At 31.0% G+C, this 22884-nt stretch carries 19 protein-coding genes; 7 read left to right on the plus strand and 12 right to left on the minus strand.

Annotated elements, in window-relative coordinates; all coding sequences use genetic code 11:
- Positions 1-34 precede the first annotated feature (34 nt).
- The 4 genes from ACWJKS_RS08880 to ACWJKS_RS08895 are packed head-to-tail and all read right to left on the minus strand — an operon-like array spanning position 35 to position 4131.
- Positions 35-1711 (minus strand): ASKHA domain-containing protein, encoded by a 1677-nt coding sequence (locus ACWJKS_RS08880; protein ID WP_462960987.1) that lies wholly within the window; start codon positions 1709-1711, stop codon positions 35-37.
- Positions 1711-2742, minus strand: a complete 1032-nt coding sequence (locus tag ACWJKS_RS08885; protein WP_216303493.1) for an MtaA/CmuA family methyltransferase — start codon at positions 2740-2742, stop codon at positions 1711-1713. Before ACWJKS_RS08885 ends, ACWJKS_RS08880 begins: the two co-directional genes overlap by 1 nt.
- Before the next feature lie 36 nt (positions 2743-2778).
- Entirely contained in the window at positions 2779-3441 is a 663-nt protein-coding gene (locus ACWJKS_RS08890) for a corrinoid protein (RefSeq protein ID WP_462960988.1), read from the minus strand.
- A gap of 24 nt (positions 3442-3465) precedes the next feature.
- Positions 3466-4131 (minus strand): DUF1638 domain-containing protein, encoded by a 666-nt coding sequence (locus ACWJKS_RS08895; protein WP_165414838.1) that lies wholly within the window; start codon positions 4129-4131, stop codon positions 3466-3468.
- A 180-nt stretch (positions 4132-4311) separates the two neighbouring features.
- On the opposite strand from ACWJKS_RS08895, the gene ACWJKS_RS08900 reads away from it, so the two are divergent.
- A complete protein-coding gene (locus ACWJKS_RS08900; RefSeq protein WP_462959674.1) occupies positions 4312-5805 on the plus strand; it encodes a hypothetical protein in 1494 nt (497 codons plus the stop codon).
- Positions 5806-5960: 155 nt separating this feature from the next.
- On the opposite strand, the gene ACWJKS_RS08905 is transcribed toward ACWJKS_RS08900, so the two are convergent.
- Both ACWJKS_RS08905 and ACWJKS_RS08910 read right to left on the minus strand, forming a co-directional pair.
- Positions 5961-7037, minus strand: a complete 1077-nt coding sequence (locus ACWJKS_RS08905) for a uroporphyrinogen decarboxylase family protein (protein ID WP_462960989.1) — start codon at positions 7035-7037, stop codon at positions 5961-5963.
- Positions 7038-8469: 1432 nt separating this feature from the next.
- Positions 8470-8925, minus strand: coding sequence for an AraC family transcriptional regulator (locus ACWJKS_RS08910; RefSeq protein ID WP_216303489.1), 456 nt, complete (start codon positions 8923-8925; stop codon positions 8470-8472).
- A gap of 667 nt (positions 8926-9592) precedes the next feature.
- On the opposite strand from ACWJKS_RS08910, the gene ACWJKS_RS08915 reads away from it, so the two are divergent.
- Positions 9593-9847 (plus strand): hypothetical protein, encoded by a 255-nt coding sequence (locus tag ACWJKS_RS08915; RefSeq protein WP_216303488.1) that lies wholly within the window; start codon positions 9593-9595, stop codon positions 9845-9847.
- A 1138-nt stretch (positions 9848-10985) separates the two neighbouring features.
- Here ACWJKS_RS08915 and ACWJKS_RS08920 read toward each other — a convergent pair.
- Positions 10986-12299 carry a VanZ family protein gene (locus tag ACWJKS_RS08920; RefSeq protein WP_220319670.1) on the minus strand — a complete coding sequence of 438 codons (1314 nt, stop codon included), beginning with the start codon at positions 12297-12299 and terminating at the stop codon, positions 10986-10988.
- A gap of 36 nt (positions 12300-12335) precedes the next feature.
- Positions 12336-12530, minus strand: coding sequence for a hypothetical protein (locus ACWJKS_RS08925; protein WP_216303486.1), 195 nt, complete (start codon positions 12528-12530; stop codon positions 12336-12338).
- Positions 12531-12944: 414 nt separating this feature from the next.
- Here ACWJKS_RS08925 and ACWJKS_RS08930 point away from each other — a divergent pair, with 414 nt between their 5' ends.
- On the plus strand, positions 12945-13295 hold the full coding sequence (locus ACWJKS_RS08930) for a L,D-transpeptidase (RefSeq protein WP_462960990.1): 351 nt from the start codon (positions 12945-12947) through the stop codon (positions 13293-13295).
- A 47-nt stretch (positions 13296-13342) separates the two neighbouring features.
- Here ACWJKS_RS08930 and ACWJKS_RS08935 read toward each other — a convergent pair whose 3' ends face one another.
- From ACWJKS_RS08935 to ACWJKS_RS08945, 3 genes are all read right to left on the minus strand, one after another.
- Positions 13343-13471: a hypothetical protein gene (locus ACWJKS_RS08935; RefSeq protein WP_462960991.1), complete on the minus strand. Its 129-nt coding sequence runs from the start codon at positions 13469-13471 to the stop codon at positions 13343-13345.
- A 507-nt stretch (positions 13472-13978) separates the two neighbouring features.
- Positions 13979-14287, minus strand: coding sequence for a hypothetical protein (locus ACWJKS_RS08940; protein ID WP_220287220.1), 309 nt, complete (start codon positions 14285-14287; stop codon positions 13979-13981).
- A 126-nt stretch (positions 14288-14413) separates the two neighbouring features.
- On the minus strand, positions 14414-14647 hold the full coding sequence (locus ACWJKS_RS08945) for a recombinase family protein (RefSeq protein ID WP_462960992.1): 234 nt from the start codon (positions 14645-14647) through the stop codon (positions 14414-14416).
- Positions 14648-15599: 952 nt separating this feature from the next.
- On the opposite strand from ACWJKS_RS08945, the gene ACWJKS_RS08950 reads away from it, so the two are divergent.
- Together ACWJKS_RS08950 and ACWJKS_RS08955 are read left to right on the plus strand one after the other, a co-directional pair.
- Positions 15600-16898 carry an IS30 family transposase gene (locus ACWJKS_RS08950; protein WP_462959832.1) on the plus strand — a complete coding sequence of 433 codons (1299 nt, stop codon included), beginning with the start codon at positions 15600-15602 and terminating at the stop codon, positions 16896-16898.
- 396 nt (positions 16899-17294) lie between these two features.
- Positions 17295-17858 carry a hypothetical protein gene (locus ACWJKS_RS08955; RefSeq protein ID WP_462960993.1) on the plus strand — a complete coding sequence of 188 codons (564 nt, stop codon included), beginning with the start codon at positions 17295-17297 and terminating at the stop codon, positions 17856-17858.
- Between the two features lie 429 nt (positions 17859-18287).
- Here the strand turns inward: ACWJKS_RS08955 and ACWJKS_RS08960 are convergent, their stop codons facing one another.
- Complete coding sequence (locus tag ACWJKS_RS08960) at positions 18288-19178, minus strand: hypothetical protein (protein ID WP_462960994.1); 891 nt, start codon at positions 19176-19178, stop codon at positions 18288-18290.
- A gap of 1209 nt (positions 19179-20387) precedes the next feature.
- On the opposite strand from ACWJKS_RS08960, the gene ACWJKS_RS08965 reads away from it, so the two are divergent.
- Positions 20388-21098 carry a hypothetical protein gene (locus ACWJKS_RS08965; protein ID WP_462960995.1) on the plus strand — a complete coding sequence of 237 codons (711 nt, stop codon included), beginning with the start codon at positions 20388-20390 and terminating at the stop codon, positions 21096-21098.
- A 543-nt stretch (positions 21099-21641) separates the two neighbouring features.
- Positions 21642-22727 (plus strand): hypothetical protein, encoded by a 1086-nt coding sequence (locus ACWJKS_RS08970; protein WP_462960996.1) that lies wholly within the window; start codon positions 21642-21644, stop codon positions 22725-22727.
- Positions 22728-22884: the final 157 nt, after the last annotated feature.

Raw genomic sequence — 22884 nt, forward strand, 5'->3', positions numbered from 1 at the left:
ATTAGTTAACACTATCAACACTTATTTCTTCACTCTATCTAAAGCTCAAGCTTTGTACAAAAACTTTATCAAAGTCTTCATAGTTTGAAAGTTCAATAATATCAACCTTTTTAACTACTGTCTCCATTTCCTTCCTATAAGACTTATTTAATAAAAATATTTGCCCTCCAGATTTTGAAGTATTTCCGACAAAGTCAATTTTGTCTTCAAGTTCTAAGGGTAGTAGACCTATATTTATTAAACTTTTTGCTCTGAGGTGGTAGCCAAAAGACCCTGCAATCAGTACTTTGTCTACTTTATTAGCCGTAATGTCTTTACTCCTCAGTAAAAATTCTATTCCAGCCCTAACTGCACCTTTTGCAAGCTGTACTTGCCTTATATCCTTTTGTGATAAGTAAACTTTATCAGTTATTTTAAATACCGTTTTGCCTTCATGTTTAACTATCTTTTCCTTCAATAGAGGTTTCACTTCTTCTTTATCTGTATCAACAAACTTACCATTTTTCTTAATTACTCCATGTTTAACAAGCTCACCAACAATGTCTAAAAGTCCACTTCCACAAATTCCAATTGCTTTGTCATCACCAATTGTTTTGACAGTTATGTTTCCGTCATCTTCTATATTGAAAAACTCTATAGCACCATTAGACGCCCTCATGCCATGAGTTATATTCATTCCTTCAAAGGCGGGGCCTGCAGCAGTGGAGGCCGCTGATAATTCTCCGTCTAAACTTAGAACCATCTCACCATTTGTCCCAATATCCACAAAAAGTGTAACACCATCTTTTTCATATGATTTAGCTGCAAGGATACCTGATGTTATGTCTGATCCAACATAAGCAGAAATTATAGGTGGAAGATATATTAGTCCAAAAGGGGAAATATTAAAGTCATGATGCAACGCTTCAACATGGTTCCCGCCAAAAATTTTAGGAGTATAAGGATACCTACCAAGCGAACTAGGGTTTATATTTGTTGCTAGATGTAACATACAAGTGTTTCCGCTTAGAATAACCTCATAGATATTTTCATTGGCTATACCTGCATTTTTACTTATTTCACTTATCATATTTTTAATTTCACGAGTAACACCACTATACATGGTATTTAAGCCCTTTTCCTCAGATGCAAACTTTATTCTCGACAAAACATCCTGTGCATGAATTGCTTGTGGATTTAGACAAGAAGTTGAACTAATTTCCACTCCATTAAATAAATCTATAAGAGAAGCAACCATGGTAGTTGTACCAATATCAACTACAACACCAAAATTCTTATTTTCCGTATTATTTGCTTCAATTCCAATAATTTGTTCCCCTGAATATACTCTCGTTACGCCTTCATCATCAAAATACTTCTTTTTAATTATAGGGTTAATTTTAAATTCAAAACTTTTGCCATGATTTAGAATTTTTAAGCTTTCATTTTGTTCCTTACGAGTTACCTCAACTAAAACATCCCCTATAACTTTTGTAGCACAGGATAATACAAATCCTGCCGTCTCTTCTTCTTTGGATAAATGATGTACTCCATTTGAAATTACATTCTTTATTGAGATGTTATCAAGCTTTACCTTGCATTTACCACAGGTTACAGCTGCATTACAAGGGGACTCTATTACTACCCCTGCAAGTCGCGCTGCTTGAAGAATTGTAGTTCCAACTTCAACACTAATTGTTATATTATCCGGAACAAATTTTACCTGTACCATTATTTTACACTTCCTTCCCTAACTGTTTTCGTAAAAGTATATATATTTTCAAGAGACGAAGAAGTACTTAAACCACATGCAGGAGATATAATATTTATACCATCTCGCAAAAGCTTCTCAGTTTGACTGGCAACTTTCTCTGTAGAACCAAATTCTAATAGGTAGGTACTTAAATTCCCCATAGTAGTAAGAGACGGGTACTCTTCTTTAAGAATACGCAAATTCACTAGTGAATCTGTGCTTATAGCATTGCATTTTATATTGGGCAACAGATTTTTTACAGCATTTAATTTACCACAAATATGAACTATAACAGGTACATTCAAAGAATGAATACCATTGATAAGCTTATTTAAATATCTTACAGCATATTCTTCAAACATTTTAGGTCCAAGTATTTCTCCAGTTGCTGTAGGATCTGCAATGGATATAACAGTAACTCCGTTATCAATCATAAGTTTTGCATACTCTATTAAAAAATCTGTTACATAATCAATAACTTTATGTGATCCTTCTTTATTCTTTCTTAACTCCTTCAAAAATGTCATTGGGTCAACCATAGAGGCAGCAGTACTTATAGGTCCAGTCAAACTGCCAATTACAGGCACGTCATCATTTTGCTTTGATATATAATAAACTGCCTGGATAATGGTATCAACACGTCCGTTTTTAAGAATTTCACTTATATTTTTAAATTCTACATTTGAAACGGAAGAAAATACTTCTGTAATAATTTTAGGTTCACAGGCAAGTGTTCCAAAATCTACTTTACTTCCAAGAACCTCAGCTTCTACAGTCATACAAAATGGAATCCCCAAGTTTTCAAAGCCTGTATGAGTATGAACATCCTTTGAAAGCAAGCACATAAGCTTACCATCCTTATGTGCCTGAGGCAAAGTATGCCCGGTTTTTTTCATTACATCTATTATAGCCGCATTCATCATTCCCCCTGGGCAAATAACAGGAGGCCTATCTACTTTTTCTTTATTTAAAACTCTTAGCAATCTTTCTTTTTGAGTAAGTACTTCCATTTTTAACCCTCTTTTCTTTTTAATTTTAAAAAGTAATTAGACTACAATTGAAGCAGCAACTAATTTCCTTGCCAGTCTTACATCTTCTGCTGCATTTACCGAATACCCGTCTGCTCCAATTCTATCCGCAAACCCTTGTGAAATTGGACCTCCACCTATCATAATCTTAAATTTATCCCTGATATTTTGCTTGTCTAAAATTCTTATAACTTCTGCCATGTTATCCATAGTTGTAGTCATTAAAGTTGAAAGTGCTATTATATTTGCATTTTCCTCTTTCGCTCTTTCTACAAATATTGAAGGTGGAACGTCTCTTCCAAGATCAATAATATCAAAGCCTGAAGTCTCAAGCATAATCTTTACAAGATTTTTCCCTATATCATGAGTATCTCCCTCAACTACACCTATAATAACCTTGTGTTTCACTTCATTTTTATCTATTTTTATATGTGGTTTTAAAATATCAAGTCCTGCATACATTGCATCGGAACACATTAAAAGCTCTGGAATAAAATATTCTTCTTCCTCAAAAAGCTCTCCTGCTCTTTCCATACCTGCTGATAATCCTTTATCAATTGCTTCAAATGCATCATACTTCTGCGCAATTACCTCTTTTGAAATAGCTATTGCTACATCTTCATCCATATCAACCACTGATTCCGCTAGTTTCTTAAATAATATTTCTTTATTATCTGACATTTTATACCCTCCATTTTTAGTGCATTATTTTATACCAATATTAAAATCATCCTCTTTAACAATACCCCCGGGACTTATATTTATAAATTTATCATTGTCCCATGGACCTTTTACAATCTGTTCAATAAAAGTATCACTTCCTTTAATTGTGTCATGACTTAGGTTAAGCAGTTTTGCTATTTCTCCAGATTGTTCAATATCAGCCTTTTCGCTGCAACAACCGGTTTTAATAAACAATATCTGGTTATAACCTTCATACATTCTTGAGAGGACTTTTAAAGCTTTCTTTTCACCATATTTATCTTTAATACGATTGTGCTCAGCAAGTATTGATTTCTCTGAGTTCATATAACCACAAGATAAATAAAAGGTACCTGTTTTCTTTTCATAAATACCTTGATTTAATTTACCTGAATCAAGAAAAATTGAAATACAATCGTGTACTTTAGGTATTGTTAGAGTGCAATGGGTGGGCACCAACCCCTTAGCTGCCCCACCGCACAAGCCAAAAGCTAAAATAATTCTCGAATACCCTGTTGATCTTTCAATTATGCACTGCAATTCTTTCCTAAGTTTTTCAGGATAAAGATGTAGATTCATAGATATAAACTCAAATTCAACATCAAGTACTGGTGTTATAGAAAGCAACTCTTTTTTCATAACCTCACAAGCAATAATTTTCATAGTCATATAAATCCCCCCTTATCTAAAAAGAGCTTTCACGGAAACTCCTTAGCTCCTGTGATTACTCATTTTTAGTATCATTAATTTTTGTTGATTCCCCCACTTTTTTTGCATAAAACACTTGACAAGCCTGTAAAATTTTGCGGTCCTCCTCTTAAAGACATGTTTTAATAGGAGGATTATTTTATGCTTAAAAATTGGAGCTCTCATGCTGATTATCAGCAATTTATTATTTTAAATCTCTCATGTTTCTACAAAGCTTTTCCTAAAAAAATTATAGAACTTGAACCTTCTATCTCTAAGTTGTATTGCTTAGACTTAGATATTCTTAGAGAGATATTAAAACCTTATTATTCTAATATTGGTAGACCTGCAACTCTTCAACCTGAGATATTTCGTTCATTTTCTTTAATGCTTTTTCAAAAGGAAACAAGCATTACCAACTGGGTTAAAAAGATTCATGCCTGTGAGTTACTTGCAACCTGTATAGGCTGCACTAAAAATAATGTCCCATCACTTGGTGCTCATTATGATTTTATCTCTAGATTATGGCTTTCAAATCTGTCTACCGACAGGGTAAACCTAAAAAAAATATATTCGTATAAGAAGAAACCCTCTAAAATTAAGGCACCCGGGAAAAATAAAAAGCTTCCTAATAAAAAAACTGGTGTTGTTAAGAGAATTTCAGATTTTTTTGAAGCTGGTCGCTCATTTTCCCTAAGAGCCGAAAGGCTGCTTCAAAAAATATTCTCATTAGTTGCTGTAGAACCCTCTTTTAATCTTAACTTAATAGAAAAAGATAACCTTACAGTTGGCGGCGATGGTACTTGTGTTCACTGTAAGTCTTCTTACTATGGTTCTAAAGTTTGTGACTGCCGTGAAAATGGAATTTACGATTGCAAATGCCCTCGTAGACTTTCTGACATAAATGCTAATTGGGGTTGGGACAGCCATGAAAATCGTTGGTTTTATGGCTACACTCTCTATGCTTTATCTGTCTATAATAAAAAATATAAGATAGATCTACCTATTTATCTACGATTTGTAGAGGCAAGCAGACACGACAGTGTCACTGGAATAGTAGCATTAGCTGAATTTAGAGAACTGTTACCGCAGTTCACTATATCAAATTATGTTCTTGACTCAGCTAATGATAACTACCCTACATATGAATTATGTTCTAAATGGAACATTAATCCCTTTATTGATCTGAACTCCAAAAACAAAGGAAATTCAAAATATCCAGTTACTCTAGATATTAATGAAAAAGGATTTCCTATCTGTATTGGTGGCCATGAAATGGTCTATAACGGTTATGAAAAAAGTCGTTCACGCCTTAAATGGCGTTGCCCTTTAGTTTTAAAAAAGGTTGCTAGTTGCTCTTGCTGTGAACAGTGCTCACCTTCACCTTATGGGCGAGTAATCTACACTAAACCATCATGGGATTTGCGGTTGTTTACTCCTGTGCCTCGCGGCTCAAAACAATGGAAAACTATTTATAAAACTAGAACCTGCTCAGAACGTATAAACAATCGTATTCTAAATGATTATAAAATTCATACTTTACGAATACATGGTAAAAAACGTTATTCATTTATGACTATGATTGCTGGAATTAATATTCATCTAGATGCAAGACTTAAAGTTTCAGGTTTTAGTATTTTAAATTTATTAGAGTAGCTGTTTGACAATTAAGTACTTTTTTCTGAAAATTCCTGCATCGTGTAGGCTTGTTTGCTATACCTATTTTTATTCCTAACTGCTCTCTGAATATAAAATTTATAGCACTATAATGACTCTATACATAATTAAGTTTTACATATTAGTTTCCGTGACTACTCAAAAAGTTCAGGATCAAATGGATATTTGCCGTATTTCCTAGCTGCAGCACGTAAGGAAAGAATATTTTCAGGCGGAGTATCTATTGGCAAACCACAACCTAAAGCAAGTATATATCCCTTTGGACTGTCATAAGCTTTTCTAAGACAATCCTTTGCTTCTCTTTCAACATCTTGAGGAGTACCCAAATACATGGTGGCCGTAGGCTTCACATTGCCTACAAGGACTACTCTGTGACCTATAACCTTTTTTGCTTCTTTTAAATCTATAGTTTCATCAAGACTTAAAGCGCCTGCCCCGGCATCTGCCATAAGTGTCCAAATCTTTGTTGTATTTCCGCAAATGTGTAGGGTAGGAGCACTTTTACCAGAACTGATAATTGCATCAATAACTTTTTTTAAATATGGCAAAGTAAATTTTGCAAACATGTCCTTACTTATTAAAGCCCCTGAAGCAGTTGGTTCATCAATTTCTATGCTCACATCACGCTTAGCCACTTCCTTAATAAACGCAATAGTTGTATCTGTTACAAGTCTAAGAATCCTATGTGCAAATTCTGGATTTTTTCTTAAATCTCGTAAGAAATTTACTGTACCTCTAAGATTTCCTGCAGTTGTAAAAGGTCCTGGAATTCCAACAGAAACTGGTATTTCTTTTCCTAACTTATCTACAAGAGCTTCAGCAGTCTGTAAAATAAAGGGAAACCTACCGGACTTTTGAGGATCTGCAAAGGAAATCTTGTCCAAATCCGAAAAGTTCTTTATTGCGTAATCTGCAACATAAGGAGCCCCATGGTCAGGGAAAACAAGTTTACTTCCCAATGCTTCTGCGATTCCTCCAAGGCCTGGCCCGATAATGGTTGACTCAATGGCATATTTTTCATTTGCTGCAATTTGTCCCTGTAAAAATTTTTCTACTGAAAAATGAAGTTCAGACACCTTTACATTTATAAGATTTGCAGCATGATCACCAATACTAGGTCCACATTGAATTCTATCGTAAGACTTACCTTTTGCTATTGCTTCCGCTCTTTCTTTTGGAGTCATTTCATCTTTTAAATTTTGCCTATTCATATTTTCATTTCCTTTCTTGATTTATTTGTTTAAAATATAAATAAAAAGGTCAAAACAGCTTCTATAATTTAGAAATAATTTCATCCTCCAGTTTTCTGGTGAACCTCATTAAATTTTTTTTATAATACCTATATGTTTAATGGGTATTGTATTAGTAATATACTACTTTGTCAACTTTTTGTGACTCAAACCTTTGAGAATGTAGATTGCAATATAAAATGTCCGGAAATTAAAAGAAAAATATAATGTTGGGGTATCGTCAGCAAAAATGTTATTTCGTACGCTAAGGAAAGTGTAGTTACATAAATGTAATTATTTCACTTGCTGAATTCATAGATCAGATTATTTTTATAAATCTCAAGTTTTAAATTCTTATGTACGAATGTAATCTTTTAAGCAAAACCTTACATTCATAAAAGCAACATAAAGCGTTGATATATAAAGGTTTATATCAAATTAAACTAACGCCTTTTCCCTTATTGTATATTTGAATGTATTGTTTTATCTGATATATTATAAATGGAGTACATTGATTTTGTGTTCTCAGGGACACTTTTTAGGAGTGAATTTATGATAGTAATAACCACTCACTTGATGAATAATATTGATTGTTTAGGACATCATAAATTTAATTTATATTAAAATTGACATCTTAAAGATTTAAATTGTTAAACTAAGCACTTTACAGCCTTAATCGTTACATTGTAAATATATTTTAAAACATTAATTATTTTACTCCGCAGTCAAAGGCTGATCCACAGCATATTTTCTCCTTCATTCTTCATACTAAAACCTGATGTGGCACAAGCTCTTTCACTACTCTAGGTCACAAATGAAGCTTTGGACAATCCTACTCACTGCCCAAAAGTAAACTAATCTATTAAAGTACCTAAGCATTCATCATTCTATTTAATCTTAGTAGCAGTCAGTAAACTTGTCTAAAGCAAATGAAATTATTTCCCCTTCCCCCAAGGGAAACAGATCCTACTGCACTACAGCAGGATCTGTTTTTTTGTTTTCAACCTACTATGGGTATATGTAGTAACGGAACCAAAAACGGCTATAAGCATGTAAATAAATGGATTTGAAATTCAAGAATACATTGCTTATAGCATCATATATATTTGATAATGCTTTAGGATGGAGATGTTATTGGGGTAGAAACCGCAAAGCGTAAATTCGCCCGGTTAAGCATATATTCCCAAGACGCTGATGCAATAAAACAGTTATTAAATATATGGGGTATTGAGACGATTCGTGAAAAAAACAGCCATAAGACAGTATTCTCCATTTTTGATGAACTATAAATCAAAAACGGAACTACTATTTCGTGGCTGTTATGATGTAAAGTATGAAGAATGGGACACAACTAATGCGTAAGACTTACGTATTTTATTAAATTCTATAACCTATAATTTATTAAAACTAAATTTTAGTTAATTGGTACACAAATCTCACAAAAATGGTTTTTAACCATTTCAGTTTTATACCTTTCAAGAATAGGTCTTGCCTCATCCAGTTGATACCCTTTCTTGAATAATTCCGGAAAAATTGCAAGCCACGCTTTTTGAACTTCTTCAGCTGTATGTCTTATTTTAAAAACTGCATATTTTCCTCCAAGAATGTTACCATCACTAATATAATCATCACTAATGCAATAATCATTTGAAATAACGAGACCTGTGTCATAACGACAATTTTCAGGTTCTACTATTTTAGGGTTATCATGGGCAATTCCTAGTATGATAGATTGCTCATTAAGCAGTCCATTAGACTTAGCCCATTTCTTTAATTTTTCCATTACTTTAATATTATTCTGCCCATAAGATCCAACCTGCCTTATATAAGCAATTCTATAAAATGAAGTTTTTTCAATTTCTATATTCATAATTCTTCCTTTCTTTATAAAGTACATCGATGTCTATAAACATCATATAATGCTTTAAAATAGAAAACAAGACATTTTTTAAAATTACTAATTACCACTTACATGTGTTTATTAATACTTTATATGACGCATTAATTTATCAATTTGACGTAACTTTTAGGAATATTATACCCATTATCGGAGTAATGTTAAATTACTTTCAAAGGTCTCATGTTATCTACTAAATCATAATCAGAATTATCGCCATTTTTATCTCTCGCTTAGTTAGTGTTATCAATACTATAATTCTACTTTAACTAACTTGTTTTGAGCAAAAAAATAAGAGCTTTATCATTTAGTGATTAAACCCTAGGTATATCAATGATTTACACTGATGTTATATACTTTTTTGAGGTAGAACTTTTACATATTAATTCTAACTCGCAATATTCAAATAATAATATCCAACTGTAAATAACTGGCTTAGCGTTGTAAATTTACGCTTTGCGGTTACTACCCCTCTTACAGGAATACTTGAGGAATATAAACAATATAAAGTTGAAGTGGAACAGTATAAGAAGTCACTTGCAGATACTCAATCTAAAGATATGGAGTTATTAGTTAGCATTAAATATAAATTTTTACTGTTAGTAATTTAGGAAAAGACATTGAGAAGGTTGTTAACGGGTTGAATGAGAGTCAAGAGCAATTAGGTTTTTTTGCAATCATAAGTTCATCACATGCTTACGTATTTAATAATAATTATAAAATTATAAAATCGGGTTATAGTAGAAATTATAATAAGAATTTTGCATCGGCCACTGCATGTATTTACGGTAGGCCTGCAGGTACTTTTTGGTATGGTTTGAGTGCAAATTATTTTATGGATAGTTACTATGGTAATTTTGATGGAACTATTAAGTCGCCTAACATGACATGGTAAGAATATGAAGGATAGATTTTAAAAGCTATCCTTTTATTTTTACTGGAATGTTTTTTCGTATAGTATGTTATTCTCTTTATCCAAAATATAAATATGTTGTAAATCTAATTTGCCTGAAGAATTTGTTATGATTACACCTTTCTTTCTATCATCACTTTGGCTATTTTCAGTTCTGAAAATTTAGAATTTCAAAAAAATAAATTTATAGTAGAGGTCACAAACTCGTCCATTTACCAGCATCCTACAAATTTTAAAAAAGTAATTAGTCTTCGTGTTTTCCTTCTTGGATATCGAAATATTATTATAGTATATATATTTTATAAAACCTTATTATAATAATTATTATATTTTATAGCTACTAGTAGTATAGGGAATTTGGAAGGACAAGGTCTGGGCACGTATACCGTCACCCAAAAAGAGAACAAGCTTCAGCATAAGACTCTCTAAGCTTCCCAGTGTTTTCGTCCCTCAAACCATGGTAACTAAGAGCTACTAATGATAAAGCTAGTCCTTTTTTGGGTACCCGACGGCGTGCATCGATTCTAGTTAAATTAATGACATGAAGATTAGAATTAGAAGTGGTAAAGGAAATAAAGAGAGATATACTTTATTATCAGAAAGAAATTTAGAATTATTAAGCGTATACTGGCGTGGTTTAGGAAGAAAGAATTACTCTATGCTCCGAAACTTAAGTTATTATTATCTTGATTTTACTATATTTTTATCCATATATATTTCATAAATTCTGTTATCAGTGGGTTCCTGTTTTTCTAATTAATCAACTTCAAAAGCAGGGTAATTCATGTTAATCAACACGAATCACCCTGCTAGGTATATCTTTTATAAAACTTGATAATTATTTTTATCAGTTCCTGTATGTGATCTCCTATCTTGTCTTTCATGATATTTACCTAGTCCAAATCTTTCATCCAAACTTAAATATCCTGTTACTCTTTAAATTCCACTTATAGGATTATTATAATTCAATCGGTACATCTTTTTCTTATATATATTCTTGTTTCTACTCTATTATAAAATTATCATTGTCTATTTTTTATTATTTTATCTTTTAAATATTGTATTTCTGATATGCTACCAGGGTTTTTACTTTACTATGGAGAGTTTGCTAATATTAGTTTTATTCCATCCTTATAATTACTATCTTATCAGCTATTAGTGCTCCATCAGAACTTTCTCCCCAAACATCTAACTTGTCGCCCTTTTTCATATCATCTATAGAAGTTGATTTTATAGACCTTACTTCTCCTGCTGAAGTTATAACTTTAATAATATAATTTGTATCATCCTGTACTTTTATTTTCACCTTATTATCGGATGAAACGGAAATAGTAGACTCCCCACTTTCGAAATTATCTATACGGTTAATTGTTATTACATCATTTTCATACTCTTTAAAGCAACCTTCTATATCAGACTTCGCTTCTGGAATTTGAATATCATCTTTTGATTTATTGTCTGTAGTCTTCTTATTTCTTTTATCCTCTGTATGACTTATAGTAGACCCTTCTTGATTTATGATTGGTTTTTGTATAACAATTATTTCCGCTACTATCTTACCCTCTACCTTTTTCCCCCAAATAGATAAAGTAGAATTTTTTTCTATACTACTTACTGAGTCCGTATATTCATTATATTCAGTAGTCATTTTATTTTTTTTACTTTCCATTGTATTTAGATAGATCTTTGTATCTTCATTAACTTTTACATTTAATTTTTCCATTAATGAAGTGTCTACATTGCTATCTACAATCATACCATCATACATATTTATAATATTAGCATCATAACTAATAAAAGCTCCTATATAATCGACCCTTGATTCTGGTATAACATCTCCTCCGATTACTTCGTGCTCAAATTTTGTTATTCCAATCATATTTCCGAATTCAGCCTTTGCAACTGTAAATCCACTTACTAAAAATAAAACTGTTAGTGTTATTGTACCTATACATATTTTTTTATTAGTTACTAATATTTTAGTAACTACTTTATAACACAAATATCCTATTACTCCACCTAATGTATTTAAAATAATATCATCAATATCAGAACTCCCTATTGCTAATACATATTGTAAAGACTCAAGCACTAAGCTAAATACAAATGACATACATGCTACCGGCAATATACTCTTAGCCTTTTTTAAGATTAAAGGTAATAAATATCCTAGTGGAATAAATATTATTATGTTACCAAATAAATTAGATATAGCCCATGCCCATCCCAGACTGGATGCATTTTCAAAGAAATCAACCCATAGCTTAAATGGAATTAAATTTAAGCGTCTTAAACTAGCTGCTCTTGTTGAAAATATATGTATAGATCCAGGATATTTAAATACAACTATCTTAAATATTATTGCAATATATGCTACAAAAATACATATAATTATAAATTTTGATATGCTCTTATACTTTGACTTCTGCTCCATTCTAATCACTCTCACTTATAATTTGTTGTTTATTTTTTAACCAACTGATATTGTACAGTCTTTCATTTCTACATCAACCTGTCTTATATTATCTACTATAAAACTCTCTTCATATGATTCTGATTGAATCCTATACAATCTATAATATATACCCTTATCTCTAATAAGCTCTTCATGACATCCTATTTCTACAACTTCCCCTTGCTCTATAACAATAATTTTATCAGCCATCTTTGCTGTTGAGAACCTATGTGAAACTATAATACTATTTGTATCTTTTATAAGCTCTTTAAAATTATTAAATAGTTCATATTCACCCTGTGCATCTAACGAGGCTGTCGGTTCATCTTTCTTAAAGTTGTTTTCCGCATTAATAATTCCCCCTTATTTAACATTAACTTCAAATAATAATACCATGGTAACCATAATAATACAATTTTATAAAAATACTTACAACCATTTACAAAATTTGAGATTAAATGCATAGCCAATATATTCAATAAATAAAAAAAGTGCCATGAGTGGCTTGCCGGTTTAGTTGGCGGTACCCCTAAAACCCCGAAAAATTATATTGTGTTAAATTGGAATATATAGGAATTATAGCGATAAGTGATCACTTATTTGAATAGTGGTTTGAGTCGCAATTTGGCAAGACAGCATTTATGGTTTTATAAGAATGATTCGCTTATTGTACAAGGAGATGTTGTTACTGGTGGTGTTAGCAATCATCATCAAACACCGACATGGGTTTGGAAATTAAAATATAAACAAAGAAATTTTATATTAAATAGTCCGGGTTATAGTGTGCCTGCATCGGTTTTTATGACTTTTAATGATGGAATTGAAATGCATGATCTAGGTTCTAGACCTTTATTTGGCGGAAGTGTATATTGGGCAAATGGTTCTCGTGGTTCTATAAATTGTACACCTAGTTTAACAAAAACTATATATAATAATATTGATGCTAATACACCTATTATTTGTTATAATGACTGATTTAATAATGTATTAATCAATTTCTTATTTAGATAGAGCAATATGGATTAATAGAAAAAATCATCTAATCTTCTTAAATGGGTGTTTTGACCTTTTTTTCCTACAAACTCGTCAAACCTTTTAAGTTCTTCCGTATCACTCCTAATTCCTAATACTGTACATTTCTCATCTGCCATTATAAAAATACATCACATTTAATTGTGTTAACACAATTAAACGTGATATAAAGTCTTTTGCAATGTGTTTTTGAGTCTTTTAATCTCATAACTAGATTATATATTAAATACCATGATAATTATAAAAACAAGAAATCAACTCGGAATAATTAGATTCAAATAACTTCTTACATTTATTTTTAATTGTTATCCAATTATAGGTGGTACAGGTAGTAACGGAACAGAAAACGGCTATAAACGTGTAAAAATATGGTAACAGTTAATAATACACTATACTTATTAGCTGTTACCATATTAAATTTATTCTATTTCCGATTCTAAAGTAAGCGAGGATCTTAACATACCTTTTCTAATTTCTTCTGATACCTTAAATGAATATTTACCCATGATGTTAAGGGGGTAGTACGCCCTATTGAATAATAAAGAACTAATTAAACAGCAATGGTGTAAATTGTATTTCCCATTTCCGTTTTTGTTCCATTGCTACAGAGATGCCAAGTATTAGTATTATTTATACATTTTAGGAACGTCATTTCCACTCATATATTCCTGTTTCTTTTCTAAGTATAAATTATCATTAGTTCCTGTAACTGTAAACACAACGGAACTATTCATTGCACCTGTTACTAACTTTCCATCAGCATCAAACATCTCAAAATCATAAATCATATATAAAAATATCTTTCCATTAATTTTATGTTGATTAATTTCAGTTGACTTGAAAGAAATTTTAATAGGTTTCTTACACTGATACAGTTCATACATAATATAACCATTTGTAGAGGTATACACATCCTTAGACATATGTTTTGCCATCTTAGAATCGTACCCTTTTGAACTTGTATAAGCTTTATTTACTAAATCATTTACATTAACATAGTAAAGGCATATCTAAAACAATTATATCAACTTCTTTATTTTTTATAAAATCCTTCCACTCATCTAAGAACATTTGCTTATTTCTTCTAATCTATCAAGAGATTTTATGTATAAAATACCACCACTTCTAAGAATACGTTTCATTAACTGGTATTCAGGTCTCTTAAAATCTTTACCACTGGCTTTTTCTATAAATATGTATTCATCCTGTATTCCAAGGTCTTTAGCCGTAGAAACTTGTCTTTCTAAAGATTGGTCTTTGCTACTTACTCTTGCATAAAAAAATAGTGGAAGCAAATCAATATAACTGCTGCAAAAGCTATGGAGTTTGTTACCATGAAAAATAATGCTTTTTATAGAAGAGTTAAAGAATATGAATCAATTTAATAATAACAAACCTATTTACTATATTAATAAGTTCCATAAAGTTATCGGTTTTACACATTTGTAGGTGTTACCCATTTATAACTTGGCATAGAATATTTAAAAAGTTTTTCAGATAATTTGCTTATTCCACCTTTCCGGGGGGGGTGGGCAAAAACACACATTTTATGAACTAACTATAAGGCTTATTTTTTTTAATTTAATAAATTGAAAAAATGTAAATATTGCACTATAATAAAATTACATAAGAATAAAAGTTGTACATGCTTTGAGAAAAACATTTATTCCTTCCCACTCAGACATTTAAAACCATCTAAATATAATAATAGTAATTTTTAAATGACTTCTATGGCTTCAGGATATTATAAAGCTACAGGTTACCAATAGTGATTATTATTTTTATAGTTGATTTAGCAATAATTATTTCTCTTTTAGTATATAAGATGCAACTCAATACGGAGAATCAACATCAAACATTTTTTGGTAAACTGAATAACAAACAAGCTATTTCCTTAAGAAATACTTGTGTAGGATTGACAGCGATATTTGTAGATGTGAATTACAAAAACTTTTTATTTCCAATCTATAAAATTATATTTTTTATAGGTGCTTATGTTTTTTTCTTTTTATCCTGTTGATTTGGGAGTAAAATATCATATTTAAAGGTGAAAAAATGAAATGCTACTCAATTGTAAATCTAAAAGCAACCTGTTCTATTTACAATTGAGGTATAATTCTTAAATAAAATATATATGCCAAGAGGTTGCATCTCGGTATACAAAAATATTGGTATGTGTCAGTCTTTTGTTTTACTAACATTCAAAATTACATATCCTAAAAGAGTTGGCGGCAGAATGGAGGATATATGTCAACGTTTTTCACCTATGAAGAAAGGCTCGAGATACAAAAATTCTTAAAAGAAAGTCTTTCCTTTAAAGAAATCAGCCGAAGATTGGAAAAGAATCCAACCACCATCTCCAGAGAAATACGTAAGCACAGTTCAGAGGTTGCAACAGGTTATTCGGGATATCCGTACAATGCCTGTAAAAATCGTTTTAACTGCAGGTATAAGGATGTATGCGGTAAAAACTGCACAAGAAAAACAACCATCTACTGTAAGCTTTGTCAATCCTGTAATGATAACTGTCCTGATTTCATTTTGGAAATCTGTACTGCCCGCTTTAGGGTTCCCTATGTCTGTAATGGTTGTGAAACGCTTGGAAAATGCTCTTTATTAAAAAATATATACAATGCGGAGCATGCCCATATGAAAGCTCACGAAGCCATTTCACAGTCCAGAAGTGGATTGTGTGTATCGGAAGATGAAGTAGCCAGACTCAATAAAATAATTTCTCCACTAGTTCAAAACGGTCAATCTGTTCATCAGATATATGTTACGCATGAAGATGAAATTATGTGTAGTGAAAAGACTATTTACAACTACATAGATGCCTGCCTTTTCGATGTGCGAAATATTGATCTTCCGAGAAAAGTCAAGTTCCGCGAAAGGTATAAAAAACCGGAATTCAAGGTAGATAAAGGCTGCCGCATTGGGCGCAACTATAATGACTTTCAGGCATTCCTTGCTAAAAATCAGGATACCACTGTTGTACAGATGGATTCTGTGATTGGAAGTAAGGGTGGCAAATGCCTTTTAACGATTCACTTTGTAGATACCAGCTTGATGTTAGCATTTCTTAGAGATGCAAATACTTCAAAATCAGTAACGGATATTTATGAAACACTTTATGAAACCCTTGGGAAGGAGGTTTTTACAGCCCTTTTCCCTGTAATTCTTACAGACAACGGGAGCGAATTTTCGAATCCAAAGGCAATTGAATATGGTACTGAAAAATTCTCAGGACATCGTACCAATGTATTTTATTGTGATGCTGGAAGTCCCTATCAAAAGGGAGCCATTGAGGTTAACCATGAGATGATTAGGCGGATTCTTCCGAAGGGAAACAGCTTCGATCATCTGACACAGGAAAATATCAGCCTAATGATGAATCACATTGATTCCTATAAAAGAAAAAAACTGAACAACCGTAGCCCATACGAAACGTTCAGCTTTTACCATGGAGAAGAGATTTTACAAAACCTAGGGTGTACACCGGTAGCAGCCAGCGACATCATGTTAAAACCAATTCTTCTCAAAAAATAAAAATATAAAACAGTGCCGCCAGCTATCCATACAATCCTAAAATAGGGGTGGATTCTCCGATTACAAAAAAATCGAGAGTGAGTTGACCTCTATTCGGCATGCATATTTTCTATTATCATACATCAAAAAACCGAAAAATCAAACTGCATTTGGATTACAAATGTGGCTTTTGGGTTTCAAAACTGGCTTTTCAGATACAAAGGTTGCATTTCATTTACAAATATTCAATTGTCAATTACAAACGTTGCATTTCAATTTACAAAGTGGCATATCGCTTTGCAATTGAGTAAAATGAAATGCTTGAGAATGAATAATTTGCTATTTATGATTATAAAACGAGTAAAATTAATTGGTATACAAGCAAGTACACTAAATTTGACAAGGAGTGATTTTGTGTTGGATATTAATAAGTCAAGTATATCAGATGTATTCGGCTGGACTTGTTCTCCTGTATGGAGAAAATTTGCTTTGGATAACAATGGCATATTTGAAAAAGGAAACATAATAAAAGAGCAAAGTATAAAAATAAAAAATTTGGAAGGCTACATATGTTATAAAGCATTCAGGAGAGCTAATGATAAAAGAGGTATGAATACACAGATAACAGCTTCTTATATTACAAAAGGCAATTTTGTTTTTAAATCAAGAATAAAGGGAAGCATATATACACCATTTGTTAATTTCAATAAACTTGAAAATGCAAAAATCGATAATGAAATTTTTAATAAATTTATAATAAAAACTAATAACAAAAATACTTTAGCTGAATTATTCAAAGATGATGAGATTATTAGTTTGATAAGTTCGCAAGATTTATTCTGTATGGAAATTAGGAAAGGAAAAAAATTCAATGAAAAAGTTTTATATATAGAGATCAATGGAATAGTAGATAATTATAAGAAAATGGAACAAACTTTTAATTTAACTATTAAAATTATTAACTATATTCAAAAGATATAGTTATTTATATGGATATGTGCGATTGCTACGCTCTGTAGAAGAAAAATGAAAATGAACCTGAATGGATGGTAACCTTAAGAATTTGCTTAGAGAATTTATTAAATAAAAGAAAGTGTAAATTTACAAAGCCAATTTAATTAGTTTTAAGGGATATGGCCACATAGTTATCCAGTGTCACGGGCTGATACAACAAGTCAAAAGGGTGTTCCGTATACATAATAATAGAATTAAAGTATACCCTACCCTACTAAGTAAACTATGTCATAAGTAAATTGACACCAATAAGATTAATGGTGAGGGTGTCAATTTATTTAATATTATGGAATGTACAGTTTAGAAGCAGGATATTTTATAGTAAAGTATACCTCTTATTTCTTTATTCAATTTTACCTTTTAAAAATATAGGTTATATCAGTCTCTGTTGGTGTGTTATTTATTATTAGCAATAACGCTAGCTTCATTTTCTTTTTTATCCATTTCTAAAATCATATTTTTAAATTTTTCCGCCGCTTCCTCTTTTTCTTTTAATAAATTAGTAATTTTCTCATTAAAGCTTTCTTGTAATTCCTGTGTTTTGATTTGTTGCCCCTCTTTTAATTTTAAAAGTTCTTTGTCCATTTCAAAGCTTGTTCTTTCCCGCTGTATTTCAACATCTTGCTTAGCTTTAATTTGCAGTTCATCTATTTTATTTTTGTTTATTTGGTTTAATTCATCTATCTGTTTTATTAATTTATCTTGTTCAGCCTTTTTACTTAACAATTCATTCTTAAGTTGCATATTTTCATCCAATGATTTATCAAAGGATGTTTTAAGCTCTATAATCTCATCTTCGAATTTAATGTATATTTCATTGGTATTAGCTAGGCTTAATATTTTTTCTTCCTGCATATTATTAAGGGTTTTTAAGTTCTTAATATTTTCTTGTAATTCTTTAGTTATATGCTTTGCATCAGATAGGTCTTTTCCCAGTGAGCTTATTTTTTTGCTGTCTTCTTTTAATAATGTAATTTCTCCTTTTAGTTTTTCATTTTCCTTATTATTGTCTATTAACTCATTTCTATGGATATTTTTTACCTCTAAGGCTTTAATATTATTTCTTTCTACTATGTTTATGTATATATCTGCCATTCTACTGGTTATTGTTTGTAATTCTTTTATATCTTCGGACATAGTGCTGTCCCCTTCTCTTGCTCTATTTAATTCGTAATACTTAACTACTTGCTCCATCAATTCCTTATTGTTTATTCCTTCACTCTGAGCCAACTCATTAAATTTTTGTTTTAATTCATCACTGATTCTTACGCTTAATATTGCATCCATTTCGTACTTCCTCTCTTAGGCCTGTATTTTCTATAATAAATAGAATAAATTTAATTATTTTCATAACTTAATGGCATTTATACTCTAAATTTATCTACAGCTTGTTAAATCATCTCCTGCGGAGCTGCAATATTAACGACTTAAGAAGGAGATTTATACTACATCTTATAGAAGTGGTAGACTTTCCTTCTGAAATGTCTGTTAAATTATCACCTTCGGCGCTGTTCATCTTCTTAGAAGCTGCTATATAAACAGTATAATTCCTAGGATACTTGGTTTCAATGATTTTTTAGTGATTTACTATATTTATCATTGAATTTTTTTATATAATGTAAATAATTTTTAATTGTTAACGCGTGTATACCATTGTTTACAATGCATTTTACCATGTATACTTTATGTTTACATTACAAGTATACCATGAAATCTTTGAAAAATACATATAAAATCACTAAAAAGGCTTGAAAACAAGTAAAATCAGAACCATTCAATATAACTTTTATTATATTGAATGGTTTTGTTTGCGATTATAATGATAATTTATAAGGTTTTTTAACTAAATAGCATACTGAATAAATTAGGATGTGAGAAGAACAGGGATAGTGTTTAAAAAACTTATCGTTCAAAAAGAGAAAGCAAGTTATAAACACCAAAAATACCACTATCCTATCCGCTAATAATCTCCAATCTATTTTATTCACCACCATGTTAGATTTTATATTTTCTAATATAACTGCCCTTAGTCCTTTCCTTTTCTCTTTATAGTTATTATAAAAGCGAAATTACATATCGTGGTAAATATTGCATTTAGTATTTGTATGGTGTAATATAAGCATATAAAATTAAATAAATGTAATAAAAGACATAATTATCAACAATGATCATTATAAGGAAATATTTATTGCACAAGAAAGTTATTATGGCAAGTTAGTGTGTTTATTAGTTTTCGTTTATATAGGTATATGTAAGCTATTAACTTAAATAAAAATGCAACAAAGATCCATCCATTTATGAATTTTAAGATATTTATTGATTAGGTTTAAACTCATTATTACAATAAATTCAAAATACCAATTATATACAAATGTGTAGAAGTTGGTATTTTGTTCTTATATAATCGCTTTGGTACATCCGGTACAAAAAATCCAACTAAATATAAATGACTATTTATATTTAATGGAAAATTAAAAATTAGGAGTTGAATTGTTAATGAAGAAACGATTACTAACCATTATTTTAAGTCTTGGTATGACGGTGTCAATTTTACCAGTTTATGGTGTACAAGACGTAACAAATACAAGTAGTGCGTCCCAATCAATAGTAGGTACTTCAATTAATGCAGTTCCTTCTCAAATGAAACCAGGTACAATAATTGAATATGATAAAAGTGTTCAACTGATTTTAGTACAAGATGGCTATAAGGGTGGAGATGGTAAGGAGGTTGTTCTTGATAAAAAAGTAGCATCTAAAGTACCGACATCTGCCGTTAAAACACCTTTACCTCAAGCTGGTATGAAAGTGTACTACGATGGTTTAGGAGAGCCTATAAAAATAACAATCAACGGGGTTATCTATTCCGATAAGACTAATTCTGCTATTACACGTTCATATGCAGCTGCTGCATCCCAATATACCTCACCAGCTGGTGGAGTTACATGGTATACAGATGCTATTGGAATGTATGACAATACATTAGGTTATAAGGACTGTGCGACAGATATGTATGCTGATAATTGTGCAAAGAATACACAGATAAGACTAACTTGTGCATCTACTGGAAGATTAGCATATTTTTATAAAAATGATATTGGAAATTTAAGAAAATATAATCATGTATTAGACTTACGACCAGAGGCCTTTAAAGACTTTGGCTTTTCTCTTGGAACCGGAGTATTTCAAGGAAAATATGTTCATAATTAATTATGAATATGTCGAAGGTTCGTGCTAAGAATATCAATAAGAAATATATCTCCGATCTTAAAAGAGTCACGATAATTTGTTGCTATGAATTTTGCGAAAAAACAATAAAATAACAAAGGGAGACTATTATTAAGATGCATGAATAATAAAGGAAATTCGATATATTTAGCTGGTGTATGTACTAATTGAAAACTCCTTCATTTTATAGTTGAATTTTTCCTATACCCTAATTTGCAATTGATAATTTTAATGTGGGTTGGCGAAGAGTATCATTTACATTGAGAGTGCATGTGGTAGCATATACCTAGTACTGAACCATTGTTTACAATGACTTGGTTAATGGTCTGTAATCATATGTGCAGAGGCTCAATGTCAATGAGAACCCACATGCACTATCAATTGATACAAGGGCGAGGAAATTTTTCAATTATAATATGAGGGAGTTTTCAGTTTGAAAATACAGCTAGAAAGCTGGCTAAAGATTGTTGATTAACAATTGATTATATACTAAAACGAAAATAAATTTAGGGAGGTAAGCGTATTATGTTTAAAAATATTAAATTTAAAGTGGTTATTGTCATATCATTATTTTCAATATTAAGCTTGCTATCTACTGGATGTAATTCGAATAAGGCCTCAGAGAGTAATAAAAATATTACAAAGAATGCAGCTCAAATGATATCTATTTCCTGTTTTGAAAAAAATGCAGATGTTAGTCTCTATAAGCTGGATACTATATCAAAGAAGGCTGTTTTGCTAAAAACCCAAGTTACTCCGGGGATTTTTATGCCTAATGTATTTTCAGATGACGGTAATTTGTACTATCCTAAAATGGATACCAACAAAAAATTTGCACAGTTATTCAAGTTTAATTTAACATCACAGAAAGAACTTCAGCTTACAAGTCTAAAAAAAAATGACATTGTTTTAGTTGAATATTTGTATATTGATAATTTGACGTCAAAAATATTTATGCGCATTACTAGAAAGAATCATGAGAACTCTGAATTGGCTTCCTATAATTTAAAAACAGAAGAAGTGAAGGTATTTGGAAATCAGGATAAGGATATAGAAGTTTTAAATTTTGATATATGCAAAGATAAAAAATTGGTAGCAGTTGCAACATACTCTAAAGCAAAAAGTTTAAATAATATGGATAAAGCAAGTAAGAACCAGCTTGCGTTGGAACCATCACAGTATAATTTCACAATCTATGATGAAGATGGGAAAATGGTTAAGGAATGTAAGCCAATGAAGGAATTTGTGAATAATGTATCATTATCGCCAGATGGAAGTCTTCTATTAATTTCTATAAGTACGGAGTGGTTAGATGATGCTCATAACAAGAAAAATATCTTTTGCACCCAAAATGTAGAAACAGGAGAAATAAAACAAGTATTTAAAAGCTCGGAGCAATTTCAAGAAATTAAAAATGCAAGATTTTCAGCAGATGGAAAGGGTTTTTTTTATTTAGCAACAAAACTTGATGCAAAATCTTTTGTAAATGATGGAGGATATACAAAAAAGCTTAACACTATATTTTACTATGATTTACACACCAATCAGTCTAAAGAAATATGGAGTCCAAATAATAAAACCATCACTAATTATGTTGTATTAGACAAATAAGGGGATGAATAATATAGCTGGAGTACAGTTTACATAGGGGTATGTGTAGCAATGGAACGATAAACTGGAGTTGATACCCTTAAAATAACCAGTTTTAATTAAACTGGTTACCCCTATCCTACCAGAAGTTTATAAAAGATATACTATAATAAAGAGA

The sequence above is a fragment of the Clostridium sp. CM038 genome (assembly GCF_055081105.1).